Below are 19786 nucleotides of genomic sequence, written 5' to 3'. Positions count from 1 at the left end.
CACGAGTGGGAGAAGGGTGAGGGGGTTAGTCAGTTACCCGCATCTGCCCTTATGGGCACCATCGCCCTCCCTTCAAGGGAGATGGTCAAATTTAATTTAATTACAATTCCCATTAATTACACAGTTAACCAAGCTGGTAGCAAAGTGATAGTTGTTGCTTTCGTCATGAATAACTTCCCAGTCAAACACTCCTCCAAATCCTGGATAAGTCCGTGGTGGAATGTAGGTATCACAACTGGATGCGCCGGCAACTCCAGTACGTAAACATTGTATGGCTCGTTTGATTGTACCAATAACTGCTGCAGGTGAGCCATCGCTTTGTCCTGATGCATTAGGTGCAGGATAACCTAATACCACTTGAGAAGGGGTTAGATAACTTATGTAAGGTTGGAACCCAGTTTGCTGTCCAGAACTGGTGACCGCAGGCCAATTTTCAAGTAAATCGGTGGCCATAGCCACAGAAGCGTTTGGACTGCTGGTATTGTTCGGATCATAACAAATCAGGTCTATGCCATACGTACAACCCGCATTATACATTTGAATACCGACCCATGCTAATGATTGATGGGTTTGCATCACCAAAGAGGCATAATTACCCCACGTTGCATCAAAACCTGAGGTAGCGGCGATATTCGCAGTTTGTGGTACTAAAGTAAGAAGCAAATTGGGATGATTCGCATGCATTGTATTGATAATATTCGCTAAAACAGCGATATCACCTGTAGGATTGCTAAAAGTTCCACTCGCATTTAATCCACTTTCAATATCAAAATCAAATCCATCAAAATGGTATTGAGTGAGTAGGTTTTCTAAGGAACTAATGAACGTTTGTTCAAATACTGTCGGTGAAGAGGCTGCTGATAATACTTGATGAAAATCTACCGTAGTATTCGCAATACTCGATGATGCGCCACCTAAGGACAGTAATACTTTAATGCCCGCATTGTGCAAGGACTGAATGTAACTTGCTGAGACGGTATCGAATGCAGAGGTGATTTGGCCAGGATTGGTAGTACTAAAGACTCCAAATGCTACGAGGATGTGAGTATAACCCGCATTGGCCAAAGCAGTAGCAGATGGTGGAGTCTCCCAACCAGGCAAGTAACCTATAATTCTGCCTCCGGTAGTTGTGTTTTGAGTATAAGTAATGGTTTCAGTAGCAGAGGATGATGCAGTTAAAGGTTGGGGAGCATAAGTGACTGCATAACCATTTATTGATGTTGCGCTTACAGTGTAAACCATCCCATCGGTTAAGTTTACTTGAGCTGTTCCAGTTCCGTTGCTTAATGAAATGGTTTCATTCACTGGAGTACCATTGCCGCTCGGAGTAAAGGTTACATTAATGGAGGAAAGAGACGAAGGTGCTCCTGTTATGGTTACGGGAATACTGTCTTGGGCTATTTGAACGCAATTATAAGTGAGTTGCACTGTGGGAGCAGTCACTGCAGCAACAGCTGATGTTGGTGTAAAGGTCGGAGTACAGTTGTATCCATTATAGGTGATTACTGGAGTAGAGAAAGCATAGCTGATCCCATTGGATAACTGGCTGATTACGTTAATTGTGTTCCAACTCACTTGAGCATTGGTTGCACTTTGAGTGTCCATGCGGGTTAAGGTCACAGTTGGATTGCCTGTATAACCCGATAATTGGGAAGGCAGTGCAGTTAAATTGATGTTGATGTTTCCTATTGTTTGCATTGCAGCATAGTTAATTGTGGAAGAAACAGTAGTGCCTGCTGAAACGGTTAAGCTTGCAGGATTTGCTACCCCTTGATACACGACTCCATTACTATCCGTTACATTCGTAGGCGAAACGGTATAAGTTCCGGCAGCGAGGCCAGATATCTGTTGTTGTCCAGACCAAGGAACCTGTGCGCTCACTGTTTGACCATTTAAAGTTAAATTAACCAGTGCATAAGTTTGAGCTACATTGGCGGGTTTTGCTGTAGCGTTAATTAAATTGATATTGCCTGTAGATACTGGAGAATTTAAATAAACAGAGACGCTATTGGCTATGTAATCTGCGGTTGGTTCCCCGTAAATAATGGTAAAAGAACTTCCTTTTGGAAGTTTACTGTTGGCTCCTTGATAGGTGGGAAATTGTAATGAGAGCGAGGATAAATAGGTACCGCTTTGAGGTTGTGACGTAATTTGCAATGTATTGACTGGATAAGATAAGGGAGAAAAATTTCCCCAAAAAGAGGTATTCAGATTGCTGCCATTAGAAAAAGTAATGGTCGAGTTTTGAAAATCAACAGTTTGACTGCAATTGTTGGTTATTTTCAATGAAACAGTTTGCCAGCTACTTGTACCAGTTGAGCTGAAGCTGCCTGTAATACAAGAAGTTGGTTGGGGGGCAATAATGGGCGTTTTGGCAAAGCCGTTATTTAAGAAAAACAAGAAACCAACTAATAGTCCTACTTTTTTCATAAATTCCCTTAATTTTCATTCGATTAGTGATTGGGGGTTAAACAATAAAGAGCTTTAAGATTTAATGCAAGAATTTTTTTTGTAATAAAAAAGCACAGTCCAGGTTGTGTTTTAGTTATCATTCCAGTCTAAAAAAAACTGCTGTTGCTAATGTAAATAGACGCGGTTTTATCCCTTATTTGAGACGATTGTTGATCCGCTTTTTTAATGTTGCCTGAAATATCTTTTGCCCAAATAGCCTGAATTTGTTTATTCAGATTAAATAAGCAGCACCATGATGCATGACGACTTGATTTCTACTTCCTTCTAATGGCCCACTTTTTTGTTGATAGGAGACAAGGTCATAAGCTTGCTCTCCAACCTGCTTGATTGAGTTATCTGAGAGTAAAGAGCAGCTGCTCTAGTGGAAGTCATTGTAATCCATCGCCAGTAATTGTGATTCTTTGTTGTAGTTTTCCGAAAATGAAATCAGTTCAGATAGATTTTTTTCACACCAGCGAACCGCTGTAATTGTAGGTAAAGTATCCTTATTGTTTTGCAAAGACCATTGAGCATGTTCCAACAACAGGCTGGCTGCATAAGTTTGTGTTAATGCATACGCAAGTTGTCGTGCACCAGTTTGTTGTGCTTCAATACTCATCTTAGGCATAGAATGGATGTAGTTTTTTATTTTTTGTGCGGTGTGCTGGGTGTTCACTTTAGACTGTATCAGCTCCTTATGATCGATATGACTCAGTCGTTGTTGCATGTCGTCAAGAAAAAATTCTGCTGCATTCTCTTTATGTATCGCGCGCAAGGCATCAAGACTGAGAATGTTCGTTGTTCCTTCCCAGATAGAGAGTACTTGCGCATTTCTGAGTAATTGAGGTAGACCAGTATCTTCGATATAACCGGCTCCACCAAAAGCTTCCAAGGCTTCGCTCGTCAGTGCGATTGCCTGTTTTGCTGTATACAGTTTTGCAAGAGGGGTCAAAAGCCTCAACACAGCCTGTTCGGCTTTTGTTGCTTCACCTAACTCGTCTTTTCCCAATAGTTCAATGGCATGAAACACCAGATGGAACGATGCAGTAAATTCCAGTTGCATATTCGCCAATGTTTCTAGATGGAGCACATGCTTTGACAAGGTGTGGCCAAATGCGACACGTTTTGTTGCATAATCACGGGCCAGTGCGATAGCGCGTCTCATATAACCAACGGCACAACAGGCATTGTAAATGCGGGTAATATTAAATAAAGATGAAATTTTTTTAACGCCATCACCCGCTGTACCTACCAATAAGGCAGGCGCATTATCCAGAGTTAATTCTGCAGTAGGTAGGGCACGAGTACCCAACTTGTCTTTTAAGCGATTGATGCGAATTCCATTCAGTCTACCCATTTGATCCCTAAGCTCTACGTAAAACAAACTTAAACCTTTACTTCCCTCAGGATCGCCTTCAATACGGGCAAGGGTCATGGCGATTTGGGACGTGGTGGCAGAAGTAAACCATTTGACTCCGCTAAGACGAAATCGGTTGCCATCTGGTCTGGCAATGGTTGATGTGCCACTGACATCAGAGCCTCCTGTACGTTCAGTCATCCATTGACCGGAAGTCCAGAAGTAGTTGGGATCTGCAGAAATTAAATGGGAAAGCGCGTGTTTTTTCAAAGATTCATCAGCATACAGTTCCAATGCCCGCGCGGCACCATCGGTCATGGCGAGAGGACAGGTATAAATTGCTGATGAAGGATGAAATAAATACAATTTGGCAAATTGATGTATACGCGATAAAGCGCCATGCTGGCGCTCATAACCTATGGCAATTAATTTTTCTTCCGCCGAAATTCGATCGAGTTCTTTCCATGCTTGAGAAACCTCTATGTGATCAATGCGCTTTCCCCATGGATCATAGGGTATATGTCGAGGTGGATTTGCTTCCGCTTCTTGTCCTAATTTATGAATATCTTCAACGACTCGTTGGCCGAGGTGATGCAATTCAGGTTGAATTTCGGTCAGCATGGAGGGAGGAAGCTTCCATTCTAAATATGTTTTTAAAACCCGATCTTCATCATATTGATTACCCAAACGAGGGGGAGTTTGGAAAAAGTCACTCATCAATCCAGTCCTTTAGATTGTTACATTCTATCTATAGTAACCGGACTAAAGACAGTGAGCAATCCAGGGTTATTGATGCCCCTTACCACAAAAAACTGCTCAAGAAAAATAAAAATAAATTTGAACTTTTTGCATAAATCTGACAAGGTAATTGCTGAGTTTTAAAAACGAAGCGCACTGAAATGAAGAAAGGAGTCTAAGGTGAGTAATTCACGTTTATTAAATAAGGAATTTGCGGTTGCTCTTGTAATGGGTCAATTTTTTGTTGGCTTGCCGGTATTTGCAGGTGGCTTTCAGTTAAATGAGACTAGCCCCAGCCTGCAAGGTTCGGCAATGGCCGGTTCTGCTGCGGCTAATAATGATGTTTCTGCATTATTTAACAACCCTGCAACATTATCTACATTACAGAAAAACCAGATATATGTTGGAGCGAGCGAATTTATTCCTGAAATTAGCATGTATGATGGAGCAGCTACTCATACGTTTAATGTCCCGGGCACGCCACCATCAAGCATTGTTGGTCGCGTACAAGGGGATGCATCAGAGCATAACATCAGTAATGCGGTGTTTATTCCTCAAGGTTATGTTGGTTGGCGAACTCCTATGGATAAGTTAACCTTGGGTTTAGCAGTTGTTGAACCATTCTACCTCTATAACAAATATTCGGAAGACTCCGTTTTACGCTATGCATCGGTCAAGACCGAGATTAACTCTGTTGATATTAATCCTTCTCTGTCCTACCAACTTAATGAAAAACTGTCTGTGGGCGCTGGTTTTCAAGCTCAGTATTTAAAAACAATTTTTTCTCACTTTGATGGAATTAACACTGGAGTTCCTCCCATTGATGCGTTAATTGCAGCCACAGAACCAACTCATTTAAAGAGTGATGGCTGGGGTTATGGCTATACCGTGGGTGCCTTATATCAGATGGACCAATTTACTCGTATCGGATTGAGCTATCGTTCAGAAATTTCTACCAGACTGAGTGGTCATGGCGAACAATATACGATTATTGGTGATATAGTTCCTTCGCCTGCAACGACTTTTTTGTTTAATAATGAAACCTCTGTGAGCAATACGCTGAGAACTCCTGGTGTATTAACCATTGGTCTTGCTCGTGATATCAATGAGTGGACGCTGAAAGCAACAGCACAAGTGAACTTCTGGGATTATTTGGGTGATATTGTTGTTTCAACCCCAGATGCTTTTGAGACTGTTTATGTTGTTCCAATGAAATGGCACAATACCTTTTTCGGATCGTTAGGTGCTGATTATCGTTACAACTCTGCTTTGACACTACGTGGCGGATTTGCATGGGATCAGTCGCCGATAGATTCTCAAAACCGTACGCCGCTCATTCCTGACTCCGATCAATATTGGTTAAACTTTGGATTGAGTTATTTGGTAAACGACCATTTCTCCATAGATGGAGCCTATTCGCACATTTTTATTCATAAGCAATCTGTGAACATCACTCAGGTTAATGAAGGTGTTCCTGGCTTGGTCGCACCATTAGAAATTAATCAGGTTAGTGCTGATTATAAAGGAACCAATAATATTGTATCACTGGGACTACGTTACAGTTGCTAAGGCCATATAAGGAGATAATTTAATGTTAGCCAAAATTAGAAAAATGATATTACATGCCAAAACGCAATTGATGATATTGGTTGGTATGTTTTCGTTATGCTGTACTTTACCCAATATCGCGCAGGCAGTTCCATTCAGTGAAATTAGCCAAATGGTGTTTTTTGGTGATAGTTTAACGGACAGTGGCTTCAATAATACGTTTACACTTATAAATGGGATTCCTGATAAAGCGCCTACCTTCACAACCTTTGATGGCTATACCTGGTCTCAGTATATTGCGCATGATATCTTAGGTGTTCCTCTTCTTCCTCCTGGCACCTTATTCCCATCAGCTGATGATAAGATGACCAACAATACAACGCCTATCTATGTTGATCCAACCCGTCCTCCAGCACCACCAGTCGTGCCGCTTAATGGGTTTAATTATGCGTGTGGCGGAGCTAGAACTGTAGCGGAGCCTGGCATTAATTTTTATTGGGCGCCATCCGTTCAACGACAAGTTCAAAATTATTTATCTACTGCACCAAAAGTACTGGATCCCAAAGCAATGTACTTCATTTGGTCCGGCGCAAATGACATGCTTTTTGGTATTTCGTCACAACTGAATCCAATTGCGTTTATGCAGTTGATCGACGTGACCACAACCCAGATTGTCCAACAGGTTGAAGCACTTGCCGCAAGGGGCGCAAAGAGAATTGTAGTCCTATCTTTGCCTAACATCGGTGTGACCCCATTTATCACTCGACTGGCCGTAACCATAGGGGATCCATCGCTTCCTGGAAATATAAAAAATCTCAGCTATATGTTTGATTCACTGTTAAATCAAAAGCTCGGTGCAATTGTGAAGCGTTATAAGCGTCATGAAGTCAAGATTTTATATTTTGATACTTATATGGCTTTGGATAATCTAATCCTGAATGCAGAAGCAGGGGAGCCAACAGTCGTAAGTGGTGTATCTTTCTTATTTCAGAATGTTACTGATCCAGTTTGTACTGCTCCATTGGCTATTTTATGTCAGCAAACCTCAAACAATTATCTTTTTGCTGATTCAGTTCATCCTACTGATATGGCTCACCGAGCATTATCGTTGGAAGTGGAAAATCAAATCAGACAATGGGCATAAGATAACCCTCACCCATAGCCCCTCTCCCATCGCTGGGAGAGGGGAAACTATTTTTGAATCCTTTCTCCCCATAGGGGAGAAGGTGCCCGCTAGGGCGGATGAGGGACTCCTCCATTTATCCCAAACACTAATTATAAAACGAGCTCGTTCTTAACTTCCTGCCCATCCTCTTTAATTTCTTGTTTACTGCTGGAGGCAAAAAATCCTAATTTAGTACAAGTCGCTTCATAATAAAGGCGAGCTCTTTGATATTGCCTGCATACCATTTCTTGTACGGCGGTGGGTAGCATTCCGATGGTGCCATAAACTTTAACATTTCCGGTAGGTTTTTTGTCAGCAGGATATTGTTTTACCGCAGTTATGGCCTCACCAAGATCGCTAATAAATTTCTCCTCAAAGTGCTCAACCAATGTATGCACATGGGTTAAACATAAATGAAAACCATCGGGTTTTTGTAATAGATTAAGTTTCCAACCCCGCTTTTCTAACTCATCTGCAATAAAATGGGGATTTAATGTATCACTACGGAAACCCAATATGGACCATTGAGGATTTCCAAAAATAGTGACGTCTCGCATTCCTAATTCATTAGGTGTGTATAATTCTTCAATTTTATTTTGCAGTCGTTGGCGCAGGGCTACAATATTTTCAGAAATTTCCTGATACTTTTGACGGCCGTAGTAGGACAATGTGGCATATATTTCTGCAACGCGGGCACCACTGGTTGAGCCATCTAAAATACCCGGAGTAGTATAAAGCCCGCCAGACCAGTTCAAGGCAGCGTATACGGATAAAGCTGGAGAGTCTTCGCTAAATAGACATACAGAGGTTCCTTTCGGACAGCAACCATACTTATGCAAGTCTGCTGAAATGGAGGTTACCCCTTTAACGCGAAAATCCATAGGCTTTTTTGAAGTATCTAGAAATGCAGTTAAAAATCCGCCTAAGCACGCATCGACGTGGAATGGAACCCCTTTTTCTTGAGCTAATTGTCCTAATTCTTCGATAGGATCATTAATTCCATTCATAAAGGATGGTGCTGAGCCAACTAGTACGGCCGTATTGCTGGAAATGTATTTTCTCATTTCATTTGCGGTAACTGCGCCGGTTTTAGGATCGACTGGAACTGTAATGAGTCGGGCTCCGGTCAAATCGGCTGCTTTTTTAAAAGCGGCATGGGCGGTTTCAGGTACTACGATCTCAGGTTGTTTCACTCCCTTGGCTCTGGCGTGAATGACATAAGCAGCCATTGCTTCAATAATGCTTGTCGAACCGCCATGAGTAATGAGCCCATAACCCTCTTTAGAACCACCAAATAAATCCTGGCACCAGCGGATAATTTCAGCCTGCATGGCAATAATGCGAGGCCATTTGTCATGCAATGGATTGGTTAAAGCAGTTTTGTCATATACTTCCTTGAGTAATTCTTTAAGTTCTTTAGGATGAACTGCATAAAGTGCACCTGAATCCTGACCATCTCCCTGTTGGACCGTAAATTGTCGTGCTGTATCGTTATCTGTTACGCCTGCAAAATTAAAAAGACATTCCTCGGGGTTGATGCCAAATTCTTTTAAAATGAGGCCTGGCGAAGTGCTTTCTTCAGGAATTTTATCTTGTAGCGACATCTGAGCGCGTAATTCCTTTAATTTGTCTTTGGTGCTTTGGAGGTCCTTGTTCAATTCTTTATCGAGATAGGCTTTTACTTGAGGTAAATTTTTCCCCAAACTATAGGCGACATCAATCACACTTTGTTTGTAAGTTGTATTATTTCGGGAACGATAAGCTTGAGCTATTGCGGGGTAGTGTTGCCAGAGAAGAAAAAGCGCTGCGGTAGCAAAAACGATCTGATGGGCTGGAGTGTCTTTAAACGTTTCATCAAATCCTTCAAGCCCACTGCTTAAGAGTTGAGTAATATAAGTCAACATAATGATACATCCTTTTATTTAAATCGGATGAGCATATTAAACTCTTTTAATAATTCATGTCACGATCTAAGACTTTGCTTCGAGATAACAGTCACGTTACACTGTATTTTTTAGGTAGGGAAGCATTGATGAAACTGAGAACATATAATCTTTTAACCTGGATTCCTCATCTTTTCTTGTTTTATAACGAAAAAGTTTTTCGAAAATTATTACCCATAACCATCATTATCGTTATCTATGCGGTAATAATTGCTTATTTTTTTGAAAATGCCACTCGTTATAATTTAGGCCAATTTCATCTGATTTTTAGCTTCATCCTGACTATAGTCATTGGTTTTCGAGTGAACACCAGTTATTCACGGTGGTGGGAGGGAAGAGTTTTATGGGGTTCAATTGTAAATAATTGTCGAAATTTAGGTCTAAAATTCGATACTTATCTGGGTTTGCAGGAATATCCTGAGTTTTATGAGTTGTTGAAAAAATTACCGGCTATTATTAAAGCCCATTTACGAAAAGACAGTAGTGAGGTTCAAACCGAGTTGCTTTCTTTGTGCATTCATGAATTTGAGGGAAAGCAACCGGTCCTATTAGTCACTAAAAAAATGTATCGTATGTTGAATCAGCTACGCCAAGAAAATAAATTAACACTGGAACAATATCTGGTTTTGGACAATCATTTGGCCAATTTGATTGATATGGCTGGGGGCTGTGAACGAATCGCAAATACCCATGTCCCGCCTGCCTTTGCCTTTTTTGTAAAACAAGCATTACTTTTTTATGCGATTATGTTCCCCTTTGGTTGGGTAGATACATTCGGATTTATGATTATCCCGATGATGGTGATGATTGTATATATTTTATTGGGTTTGGAAATTTTATCGGAGGACTTGGAAGAACCTTTTGGTAAGGAAGATAACGATTTACCCTTAAGCGCTATCGCAAAAAATATTGCCCGAAATATAGATCAAATCGCCGAGCGGTAGATGAGGTTAAGCGCTTACCTCTCTCAAGCAGAGAGGGTATGCTCTTGAAAAATATAAATATATGGGTTAATTTTTTAGTAAAAATAATTACCCGTACTAGGGTTCCGTTTGGTCAAGAGGGTAGAAATGCAAACTGAGCCTATAAAATTCATATAAGTTGAAGCAACAGCCGAAAGAGCAAACTTCAAATATAATTCCCCCAACCGCATATTCATCATGAAATAAGGAGATTCAAATGGTAAGTGAAAATTCATCGGTTCGAGAACATTGCCACATACACCCTAATAAACGCATTTCTTGGACAGCAGTTGTTGCTGGCGCATTAACTGCATTAGGTCTCAGTTTTTTATTGAATCTCTTCGGAATTGCTATAGGACTAAGTGCCTTTAAAACTATGAGTAATGGCTCAGTTATAGTCGTCGTTGGCGGAATGTTGGGAATTATCATAGGTGTTGTTATTTCTTCGCTTGTTGCCGGATATACTGCTGGTTATTTGGGCCGCTTGTATTGTCCTGAACGTAATTTGGGAATGATTTATGGCTTTATTACCTGGGTTATGGCATTAATTTTAGGTGCTGTATTGATAGGACTTTTAAGCCAATCCGTAGCAACCTATACCAATTCTATCTCCCGTACTGTCGTCGCAGTTCCAGTTACAGTAAATCAAATTTCAACTCCGATGGGTACTACCAAAATTTCTTCTGCAATGAAAAATGGTCAAAATGAAGCGGTGGTAGAGGTTAATGTGACTCCCGCTAATTTGACCTCAGGGGCATTTATTATGTTCACGCTCTTTTTCTTAGGGGCTATTTTTACTTGTGTAGGATCACGTTGGGGAATGCGTTGTAAGAGAGATGATGACACATTATAAATTCTTAACTCTTGCCCTAAATGAAAGTCCCCTCTCCTACTAGTGGAAGAGGGGTAGGGTGAGGGCTCATCAGCTGCCATCAATCATCGAACCAAAGAGAGCTCTGCTGATCGTGACACGAGTATAGGGCTCTCTCTTTCTTCGGAATGACGAGAACAAGGGAGAAGGAAAATTCTCTACCTTAATTGCAATTAAAATCATAAGGAAAGACTACAGAAACACTGTTATCTGAACCATTTAACATGACTGGTCCCGCTTTTAAAACACATTGACCAATGATCGGTCCATGTAACAAAGAATGAGTTGGAGTTGAGTATAAGGTGGCACTGATGGTTACAGGCGCAGGAGAACAAGGTAGTTTATCGATAAATTGAGGTGCTTTGCCTCCGAGCAGGGTAAGTGATTTGCTGAGTCCGAATTCATTAGTCACATTAAATGCTACATTTTGATCAAATTGCACTGGTGGGGTAGCAACAGCAACCTCAACTTTACAGCTCAGATCTTCATTGGCATAGGCAGGAAGAAAAACAGAGAAATTGATAATAGACAGTGTAGCTACAATCACTTTTTTCAACATAGTAAACTCCTCGTCGGTTTGGATTTAATTGAATCGAACAATGATACTCTTTAATACACCTAGAACTCTAAAATGATTTATTCACGTTACAGTGAACTGTTATCATGTACCATAATATGCACAATAAATCCACAAAATTAGCAGGGGAAAAGGATAATCCGTCGAGGAAGTTGATTTATAAATGAATACTTACTTATCCTAATTGGAAAGTTTTTTGAACCTGCTATATTAATTCACTTAAAATCATAAGGGATAATTGGGGCAGAACCCTATTAAATTAAAGAAAGGGAAATAATGGCTACCACCACCATTTTTAAAAACAACCTATTTGTGCGATACATTTTCATGATGCTCATTGGAATGATCGGTATGGTTCAAGCATATGCATTACCCAATACCAGCAAGCCCCTTCATGCAGTGCCTTCGGCAGCACAAGTTAAACCGGCACCTAATCGGGAAATCATCGTGCTAATTCATGGTTTGATGCGCACATCCCTTAGCATGTGGCCATTGAAAAATTATTTGAAAAGACAAGGCTATGAGGTTTATTCCTACAGTTATCCATCTCCAAAATACAGTATTCAAGAGCACGGAATTATTTTAAATCAATTTATTAAAAATTTATTAGAAAAAAACCCAGGGGTAAAGGTTAGTTTTATAACGCATAGTCTTGGTGGAATTATTACTCGTCAGGCATTATCTACTTGGTCGCAAGAACAATTAAAACAAATCGGTTGTCTCATCATGCTGGCTCCCCCAAATCAAGGCTCAAAACTGGCACAATTGTCTTCCAAAATATTTCCTATGTTTACTTCCCCAATAAAACCCCTGGCTGAACTGAGTTCTGAGCAAACATCGTATGTACATCGCGTCCCCGTGCCAAACATTAAAATTGGAATTATAGCAGGGCGCTATGATGCGAAAGTTCCTCCTGAATCAGCTCGTTTACAAGGACAAAAGGATCCAATTATTGTTAACTCCAATCATACATTTATTATGAATAATGCGAAAACCAGACAATTGATTATGAGCTTTCTCAAAACAGGATCATTTGCACAGGTGGTGCAGCAGTAGCTTGTGAACGTATGCCCGCAAAAGCGGGCGCTATTTTATTTAGGATTACAATGAATTTTCGGGCATGCTCATCATAAATGAGTATCATGTTGTGCATGAGTTCTAGCAAATGGTCATTGCCGCTGCTAGATCCTCTTCTTCGTTATCCCCACCCCAATCGTAATCTGTTCCTTCATCATAGCCTCGAATCATAGAACTTAAGGTACGGAGAACAAAAATAACAGGGTGAAGGGTAATACTGACCGCACTGAGCGCAAAACCCACCAAATCATCGATAAGATTCAAGGTATGACCTGGTATACTGGGCCAAGAAAAAGGATTCAAAAGATAAAATGGGGTAATTAACACGCGTAATAGAAATGCACTTAAATCATATAGTGCTCGCAGTATATGACAAAAAAAACTGGTGATCGCATCGAGATGAAAGCCAAAATTATAATAAGGGTAAAGTTTGAGCTCAGCGTAAATCGCGTAGGCTGCGATGCGTGTTGCATTAAAAAAAGTACTCAGAATAACCCTCCTGAGAAACAATGGCTACCGTTGATAATAACGCTGTTTTCAAAAAATACAGAAACAACAAAACGCCATCATATACCATCTGGTTTTAGGATTCAAACGTAAATTTTTATACATCGAAACAGCTACTTATCATAAGAAAATTGGAACATCATTTTATTTAAAGAGATGAGAGAAAAGAAGAGTGAGGTACTATTTTGATGCCCCTAAACGGTTTGACATGGTATTGGTTTTTTCAAAAATTAATTCAGTAATCGTGGTACTTAAAAGATTGCGCACTTCTTGTTTTTTTTCTGCAGTAGGAAACTTGATTTCAGAGAATAAATCTTTATATACGTCGTGCTCATCGCTCAATGAGCCTTGACAAAAGCCATTGATTTCTCGAAGTTCCTGGCATAAATAATTCATTGCCTCTCCTCGTTCATTATGCGGTAATACACTTTGAAACTCCTTTTCGAGTTCTTCGGCTTGAGCATAGGTTGCTAAAAGCAATAAAGTATCAAATACTTCAAGACGATTTTTTCTCTCAGATTCATTTTGAGTTTTCGAAAAAAAATCACGCATCCAATCAATAAAATGTTCTATTTTATTTTTCTCTCGCTCAATTTTTTTTAATAAGTGCTTCATTGTATCTTCCTTTCGATTGAGTAATGGATTACATCTATTATTTTCATATTCTATACATTGTAGATGCAAAATGTTTTTTAAAGGGACAATCCCCCGTTGCTTTCAGCGGTTTTTTTTGTTTGAGATCGGGTATCAATTATTTGTTCTACAATTAAATCAATATCTTCATGCATCAAACATTCCTTTTGAACTGCCTTCAAACTACCCAGGTGCCCGTACAATAAAAGCATTTGTAGTAGAGGTTTTTCAGCTTGATTTTCCTGAATTTTACTTTTCACCTGTTCTGGATCGAGAATCTCCATAATTACTCCATCGCCGTTCTTGCCAATGGTTAAACAGGTACTGTTCTTCTCGCCTAGCAACACAATTTTAAATCCATACTCCATTACTGAGAATAATGAATCGATTTGGAATTCGGGTTGTTTTAATTTTTCTAAAAAGAGATGTTGATCACTTTTAGCCCCTACATTGACGCGCGCTTTATTGAAAAAAGAAGCTAAATACATTAAGGAGCCTTTGTTATGATTAATTGTGAGTGTTTTTTCTCCATGAGTATCGACCCTTGCAATTAAAGGAGGAGTGACACCTCGTGGCACATTCGTATTGTAAAAATCTATTTTTGTATTCGGTGCACAATGAACTAATAAGTTGAGGCTTGCCGTTTTATGCATGTGGAGTAAGCTGGTGGTATTGACATATCGTCCTTTATCTGCTGATCCACTTTCCTCTTGTCTTGCTCTATCATAGCAACGCTTAACCACTTGGGACATATCATCCAAACAAGCACAGACTACAATAGAATTATTATTTTTTTCGACCAAAGCTTTTTGGGATGGTTTGTAGGTCACCCCATCAATGATTACATTAGGCCTTTTATCCCTCTGGGCATGCATTCGTTCTTCAACAAGCTCACTGATTAAATAGGCGCTGTCTTGGGTGCGAATAAATGCTTGATCAGTTTCTCGTTTTTCAAATTCTTCTGTAAATGGCAAATAAATGCCTCGATAATCATCGGTGGCCAAAGAAACATAATCTTTTCGTTCTTCTTTTTTAATATATTGACTGGAAATGGTGCTCTTACCACTTGCTGCTGGACCTAAAAAAACAAAATCATGATTATCAGCGAATGGATAAGCAGTTTTTTTCTCCAGTTTATATTTTTGAGCAAAAGCATCCAGATTTTTATCCAAAAACTCGGACATCGTTTTGTTGACTAATTGTCTTTGGATTTTATTCTGCTCCATCACCAAGCATGAGTTAAATTTGAAGACATACTCGCTACTGTCTTTGCTCAAGGAGGGGTACAATTGCTCCATCCGCTCATGCGCTCTTTGCATACAAGAGCGATGTACTTCTTCTTTATTCAGGGACTCATGAATTTTTGACCAAAAAGTCATTAGTTTCAAACCGCTCTCTTGTAATCCCAGGATATCATGGAATAATTTTTGAGCGAGCTCATTCACCTCTTCAGTGTCAACTCGATAATCGGTTATTAAGCGTGCTGCGATATGAAGCATTAACGCCGTTTGCAATTTGGGCACCAGTACATCAGTTAACCATTCTTCATGAGCTATATTGGCATGTGTTAATTGCTCTTGGATATCACCTTCCATAAAATTAGGCTGTAAAATACGATTATAAGTTTCCTGCAATTGTCTTTCTTGAATACTCCATCGGTTAAAATCTTTAAGCGTTAAAACATGCCGCAGGTTGAAATGAGCTACTGCTGCCTCTCGTACCTCACTTAATCTTCCAGGAACTAATTTGAATGTTCCCTCTGGAAGATCTAATTTTTCGCTGCTTGGCTCCATGGCCTCTGCTTCCGAGCGTAGGGTTTCTAATGACAGCATTTTATGGCCTTGATGAATGCCTCGGGTGATTCTGATGCTGTCTAATTTTTTTTCAGCAGACTGTGTGACAACTGCGGGAGTTAATTCTGTTTTATGAGCGTGAAGAATATCAATTAAGGGTTTCTTTTCAGGCAAATGAAGTGTTGCCATCTGTTTTTGACCGGAAGAGGGGAGCTTCACTACAGGTTTGGAAGTCAACGAGTGATCTTGTTTTTTATTATAAAACTCAATGCCTGAGGTAATGACTTCTCTGGTAAATTCACTTACCCCCTGAATTTCCCCGCTCAAATTTCCAGGGATTACATCAAGAATTTCATTATGGCGGTTATAAAGGATGGTCATGATATAATCATGAGGGTTCAGGTGGGTATAAGCTATTTCACCCAATTTTGTTTTGCCTACAATTTCTGCAAAAGGGTGTGAATGAAATGATTCCTTACCCCGAACGATATAGAGAATCTTTACCTCGTTCATTCCACCAAATTTGATTGCCACATCAAATTTGTCCGTAACAGAACGTGTTCCATCAACCCCAGTAGCGGCTAAGGTAGATGCTGTTCCGGAGCGAATTTCGTGCTTTTTAACATTATTTTCTTGCCCAGCTAATAAATGACTGTCCGCAGAATACTCACCAGTTCGCGTCATTTTTTTTGCAAACTGTATTGTTTCACCTACAGAGTCAGTAAAATGTCCACCTCTAAAAACAACAGGTGCTGGGGTCATATTTAATTTATCATTTTGATAGCTCTGTACGGTATGATAATGATGAACATCGTTTTTGAGATAGGCTGTAAGCCTCTGTTTTAGTTGTTCTCTAAAAACAATAGAAGGGTTTACAACGAATCCTGATTCATCGGTTAAAAATGACTGTTCGTTTTTATTCTTTACATCACGAACCGAAACAAAATTTCTGTTGTTCACTAATCCACTAACTAGACTCACCAAATTTAATTTCCAGGTTCGGTCTTTCTCGTGACTGTCTGGCATGTATTGAATTAATTTATCACCAGATGAGTTGAATAGAATTTTTTTGATGAACTGCTCAAAATGACCTGTTGTGGAGGGTAATGTATCTCCAGGATTTAAAAAGGGGGTGTTGCTGTAGAATTGTTTTAGGGCTTTTAAATGGAGGAGCAGTGAAGTGATTTTATTATCTAATTCTTTATCTTGTGCATGCGGATCATCATCAAGAGTCGCGATTATTGCAGTGATTTCTTTCATTAAGTCACCGACGGCATCAATCTCGTGTTGGAATTCCTCATTTATTTCAGTGGGAGCTTTCATCTCTTTTATCCAGGTGTCAAGTTCCTGGTTATAACGTTGGCAAGCCCCCAAAACCAATAGCTCGTTTAAACGCTTCAAATTTCCCTGATTTAACCACTGATACAGAATAAATTGATATCCTTCGTCTTTGACGAGATCGACTGCGGGTAAATGGGATAAAAATAAACTCGTACCCACATCGCTTTCTAAAAAATCAATTCCCTTATCTCTTAACGCTGCAGTGCTATTAAGGGCGATGTCCCCAGTGTGACCTCTTTGCGAGGTGATTTTCAACAGTTCAGGTAAATGACTTCTTAACTCTTCTTCGGTAGTTTTTTCGTCTAGGGTAAAATCAAGTTCATTCAAATTGATTGTGGCGTAAATCTCATTCCCAGAGAGATCAATGACCGCATAGTTGAGCTTGTCATGAAGTAATTCAAGGTACAAGGTATTTTTTTGTAGGGGGCTGGATTTTGGAAATTGGAAACTGAAATCATAACTAATGGACTGGAAAAATTTTAAGAGAGTTTTGCTATCCATTTCTTCAGGAACTACAACCTGATTATTTTTTTCTCTATTTTGATTAAATTCGGCGGCAAGATATTGGGTAAATGCCAAAAGGAACGATTCATACAACGGTTCATTTGCAATAAAAGTAATGAATTGATAAAAATCATCTTCCTCAGTTATTTTTTTGAAATTAGGAAAGCTCTTGGTTAATTTTTTTTGTGTGTATAAAAATTTAGTAAATACTTCATCGAATTGCTCGAGGCTGACAATTCCTGCCGATTTTAAATGCTCTAGAGTAAGCTCTGTAAATTTGTTCCCAGTACTATGTAAGGCTAATTTTTGAATAAATAAAGAGTAATTGGGATTGTTTTTTAATTTTTCTATCGCTCGTTGCAGCCGTGCCTCATTAAACGCCTCAATTCCCATGCCTTGAATCACTTCGTCTTGGATATTAATTTTTTGTTTTTGAGCATCTTGAAGAATTACCAGTGCGATTTCTGGTGCGATATTATCCCATTGATAAATCACCCCATCACTCGTTCGTTGTTGTGAATAGCTCGTAGCAGATAAATCAATTGCCTGACGTAAAGTTCGATGATACTCATAGCGAGGCAGATCCTGATCAGTCAACAAATCGAAATTTATACGCTGCTTGGAGTATGGTTTGGGCATATTTATATCAATATGTGTATTTAACGGCTAGTAATTTATAGCATAAGATTATTAAGATTTTATTAATAGGAGCCTTGATTTACCGCAGGAGACAGCAGTTTCTCCCAACAGTGGTTTGAAGAGTGAATTCGAATGAATTAAGTGAAGCAGAATAAAGTGAATTTATCAAATCAAGAGTAATTTTTAATTGATACTAAATCTTTATTTTTTAACCTCTAATTAGCAATACAGGGGTTTTGGAAATTCGAATGACCTCCTCGGCTACACTTCCTGTCAATATATGATGGATTCCGCGACGACCATGCGTCCCAATAACAATTAAGTCAGCAGAAAAGCTTGTTGCTTCATCAACGAGTTTTTCTGCAATTTGAGCCTTAGAAGGGATTAATTCAGAAAGTTTCATTTCAAACTCTACTTTTGCACGACTCAGTATTTTTTTCATTGAATTTAAAACTTCCTGTCCTTGTTTTCTGGTTAACTCAACAAATGATTCGCGATCGACATCACCTTCATACAAAGTATCAATTATGTGAATCACGCGAAGTTTGGAGTTTTGATTTTTTGCAAGTTTAATGGCCTCCTTTAACGCCAAAGTCGAGGCTTTAGTATCATCCACAGCGACCATAATTTGTTTGTACATAGATGAGACCTCCTTGCGATTAAAAATGATTTATTCAATAATCCATTAGCTTGCTTGCAACATCAAATTCTCTATATATCTGGGCGTTTAATCCAATTGATAATCCATTTATCTTCATCCATTCGCTCAAGGCAGGTGATAGTTCCCGGAACAAAAGCAACTAGCGCTCTGTCTTCATCGTTAACAACAAGTTTGCCTACCAATTTGCTCATGAAAGGCATATGCCCCACAAGCATGATATTGTGGTGTTGCTGATTTATTTCAGTTGCTACGGGGTTCACATCATCTAGAGGCGCAAGCCCTTGATGAAATTCGATCTCCCCGGAGAAGGCCAAATTGGATGTGAGTATTGACGCAGTTTGCTCAGCTCTACGTTTGCCACTGTGAAACATCCGAGCGATTTCTATTTTGTTATGACTCAGAAAATGCCCTAAATGCTCCATGTCAGCTACTCCTTGCTTACTCAGTGATTGCTGGGGATCTATTTCTTTTCCCAGACTTTGTCCATGCTGAACCAGATATATTTTCATGGTGGTTCCTTCCTAACTGAAATTATAGCCTAATGAAGGCAAACTGAGTCTATTCTAACCGATTAATTCCAAGCATTTTCAAAAGTAATTGCTTCATGCGAGCGCCAACCTTTCCCGACCCAAACGTTGGATGGAACAAATTGGAAAGAGTCAATCTCATGGGCTAAAGTGATTTTATGGGTTGTTTCAAGTTTGGCTCTGAGGGCGTTGACAGTTGAGACACCAATTCCAGCCCCTTTAACGATGATGTGAGCCATACTCATATCCTCCCTGATTCAATCTTGTCTATTTGCAACCGACACCAAATCGATTCAAAATTTTTTCTAAAGGACAAAACTGAGTAAATCCACTTTGAAATAAATTGGCACCTACAAAAACAGTAACCCAAAGAAAATAGTTACTGAGATAAAGCGGGCTTTGTGGAACACCAACTGCCAGAGAGAGTAAAATAAATGTTCCCGCAACAATGCGAACAATACGTTCAGTGTTCATCAGAGGCTCCTTGTCAGC

General features: G+C 39.6%; 16 protein-coding genes. 5 read left to right on the top strand and 11 right to left on the bottom strand.

The window, feature by feature from the left end; genetic code table 11:
• Positions 1 to 96 precede the first annotated feature (96 nt).
• Positions 97 to 2430 (bottom strand): glycosyl hydrolase family 18 protein, encoded by a 2334-nt coding sequence (locus OQJ13_RS03980; RefSeq protein WP_265709335.1) that lies wholly within the window; start codon positions 2428 to 2430, stop codon positions 97 to 99.
• Positions 2431 to 2830: 400 nt separating this feature from the next.
• Positions 2831 to 4525, bottom strand: a complete 1695-nt coding sequence (locus OQJ13_RS03975; protein ID WP_265709334.1) for an acyl-CoA dehydrogenase family protein — start codon at positions 4523 to 4525, stop codon at positions 2831 to 2833.
• A gap of 201 nt (positions 4526 to 4726) precedes the next feature.
• On the opposite strand from OQJ13_RS03975, the gene OQJ13_RS03970 reads away from it, so the two are divergent.
• Both OQJ13_RS03970 and OQJ13_RS03965 read left to right on the top strand, forming a co-directional pair.
• Positions 4727 to 6115 carry an OmpP1/FadL family transporter gene (locus OQJ13_RS03970; protein WP_265709333.1) on the top strand — a complete coding sequence of 463 codons (1389 nt, stop codon included), beginning with the start codon at positions 4727 to 4729 and terminating at the stop codon, positions 6113 to 6115.
• A 22-nt stretch (positions 6116 to 6137) separates the two neighbouring features.
• Positions 6138 to 7238: an SGNH/GDSL hydrolase family protein gene (locus tag OQJ13_RS03965; protein WP_265709332.1), complete on the top strand. Its 1101-nt coding sequence runs from the start codon at positions 6138 to 6140 to the stop codon at positions 7236 to 7238.
• Positions 7239 to 7369: 131 nt separating this feature from the next.
• Here the strand turns inward: OQJ13_RS03965 and OQJ13_RS03960 are convergent, their stop codons facing one another.
• Positions 7370 to 9163 carry a pyridoxal phosphate-dependent decarboxylase family protein gene (locus tag OQJ13_RS03960; protein ID WP_265709331.1) on the bottom strand — a complete coding sequence of 598 codons (1794 nt, stop codon included), beginning with the start codon at positions 9161 to 9163 and terminating at the stop codon, positions 7370 to 7372.
• A 128-nt stretch (positions 9164 to 9291) separates the two neighbouring features.
• On the opposite strand from OQJ13_RS03960, the gene OQJ13_RS03955 reads away from it, so the two are divergent.
• Together OQJ13_RS03955 and OQJ13_RS03950 are read left to right on the top strand one after the other, a co-directional pair.
• Positions 9292 to 10146 (top strand): bestrophin family protein, encoded by an 855-nt coding sequence (locus OQJ13_RS03955; protein ID WP_265709330.1) that lies wholly within the window; start codon positions 9292 to 9294, stop codon positions 10144 to 10146.
• A 235-nt stretch (positions 10147 to 10381) separates the two neighbouring features.
• The gene (locus OQJ13_RS03950; RefSeq protein WP_265709329.1) at positions 10382 to 11017 is read left to right on the top strand and encodes a hypothetical protein; all 636 of its coding nucleotides are present in this window, start codon (positions 10382 to 10384) and stop codon (positions 11015 to 11017) included.
• 181 nt (positions 11018 to 11198) lie between these two features.
• On the opposite strand, the gene OQJ13_RS03945 is transcribed toward OQJ13_RS03950, so the two are convergent.
• Complete coding sequence (locus OQJ13_RS03945) at positions 11199 to 11594, bottom strand: hypothetical protein (protein WP_265709328.1); 396 nt, start codon at positions 11592 to 11594, stop codon at positions 11199 to 11201.
• A gap of 294 nt (positions 11595 to 11888) precedes the next feature.
• Here OQJ13_RS03945 and OQJ13_RS03940 point away from each other — a divergent pair, with 294 nt between their 5' ends.
• Positions 11889 to 12668 (top strand): esterase/lipase family protein, encoded by a 780-nt coding sequence (locus OQJ13_RS03940; protein ID WP_265709327.1) that lies wholly within the window; start codon positions 11889 to 11891, stop codon positions 12666 to 12668.
• A gap of 102 nt (positions 12669 to 12770) precedes the next feature.
• Here the strand turns inward: OQJ13_RS03940 and OQJ13_RS03935 are convergent, their stop codons facing one another.
• From OQJ13_RS03935 to OQJ13_RS03905, 7 genes are all read right to left on the bottom strand, one after another.
• A complete protein-coding gene (locus tag OQJ13_RS03935; protein WP_265709326.1) occupies positions 12771 to 13199 on the bottom strand; it encodes a hypothetical protein in 429 nt (142 codons plus the stop codon).
• Positions 13200 to 13376: 177 nt separating this feature from the next.
• Positions 13377 to 13811, bottom strand: a complete 435-nt coding sequence (locus OQJ13_RS03930) for a hypothetical protein (RefSeq protein ID WP_265709325.1) — start codon at positions 13809 to 13811, stop codon at positions 13377 to 13379.
• Positions 13812 to 13888: 77 nt separating this feature from the next.
• Positions 13889 to 18106 carry a zeta toxin family protein gene (locus tag OQJ13_RS03925; protein ID WP_265709324.1) on the bottom strand — a complete coding sequence of 1406 codons (4218 nt, stop codon included), beginning with the start codon at positions 18104 to 18106 and terminating at the stop codon, positions 13889 to 13891.
• 208 nt (positions 18107 to 18314) lie between these two features.
• Positions 18315 to 18746 (bottom strand): universal stress protein, encoded by a 432-nt coding sequence (locus OQJ13_RS03920; protein WP_265709323.1) that lies wholly within the window; start codon positions 18744 to 18746, stop codon positions 18315 to 18317.
• 71 nt (positions 18747 to 18817) lie between these two features.
• Entirely contained in the window at positions 18818 to 19276 is a 459-nt protein-coding gene (gene sixA / locus OQJ13_RS03915; protein ID WP_265709322.1) for a phosphohistidine phosphatase SixA, read from the bottom strand.
• A gap of 62 nt (positions 19277 to 19338) precedes the next feature.
• Positions 19339 to 19533, bottom strand: coding sequence for a hypothetical protein (locus OQJ13_RS03910; RefSeq protein ID WP_265709321.1), 195 nt, complete (start codon positions 19531 to 19533; stop codon positions 19339 to 19341).
• A gap of 28 nt (positions 19534 to 19561) precedes the next feature.
• The gene (locus tag OQJ13_RS03905; protein ID WP_028379968.1) at positions 19562 to 19768 is read right to left on the bottom strand and encodes a DUF2892 domain-containing protein; all 207 of its coding nucleotides are present in this window, start codon (positions 19766 to 19768) and stop codon (positions 19562 to 19564) included.
• Positions 19769 to 19786: the final 18 nt, after the last annotated feature.

The organism is Legionella sp. PATHC035 (assembly GCF_026191115.1).
Classification (GTDB): domain Bacteria; phylum Pseudomonadota; class Gammaproteobacteria; order Legionellales; family Legionellaceae; genus Legionella.
Note: the sequence above shows the minus strand (reverse complement) of the source record. Positions and strands in the feature narration are given on the sequence as shown.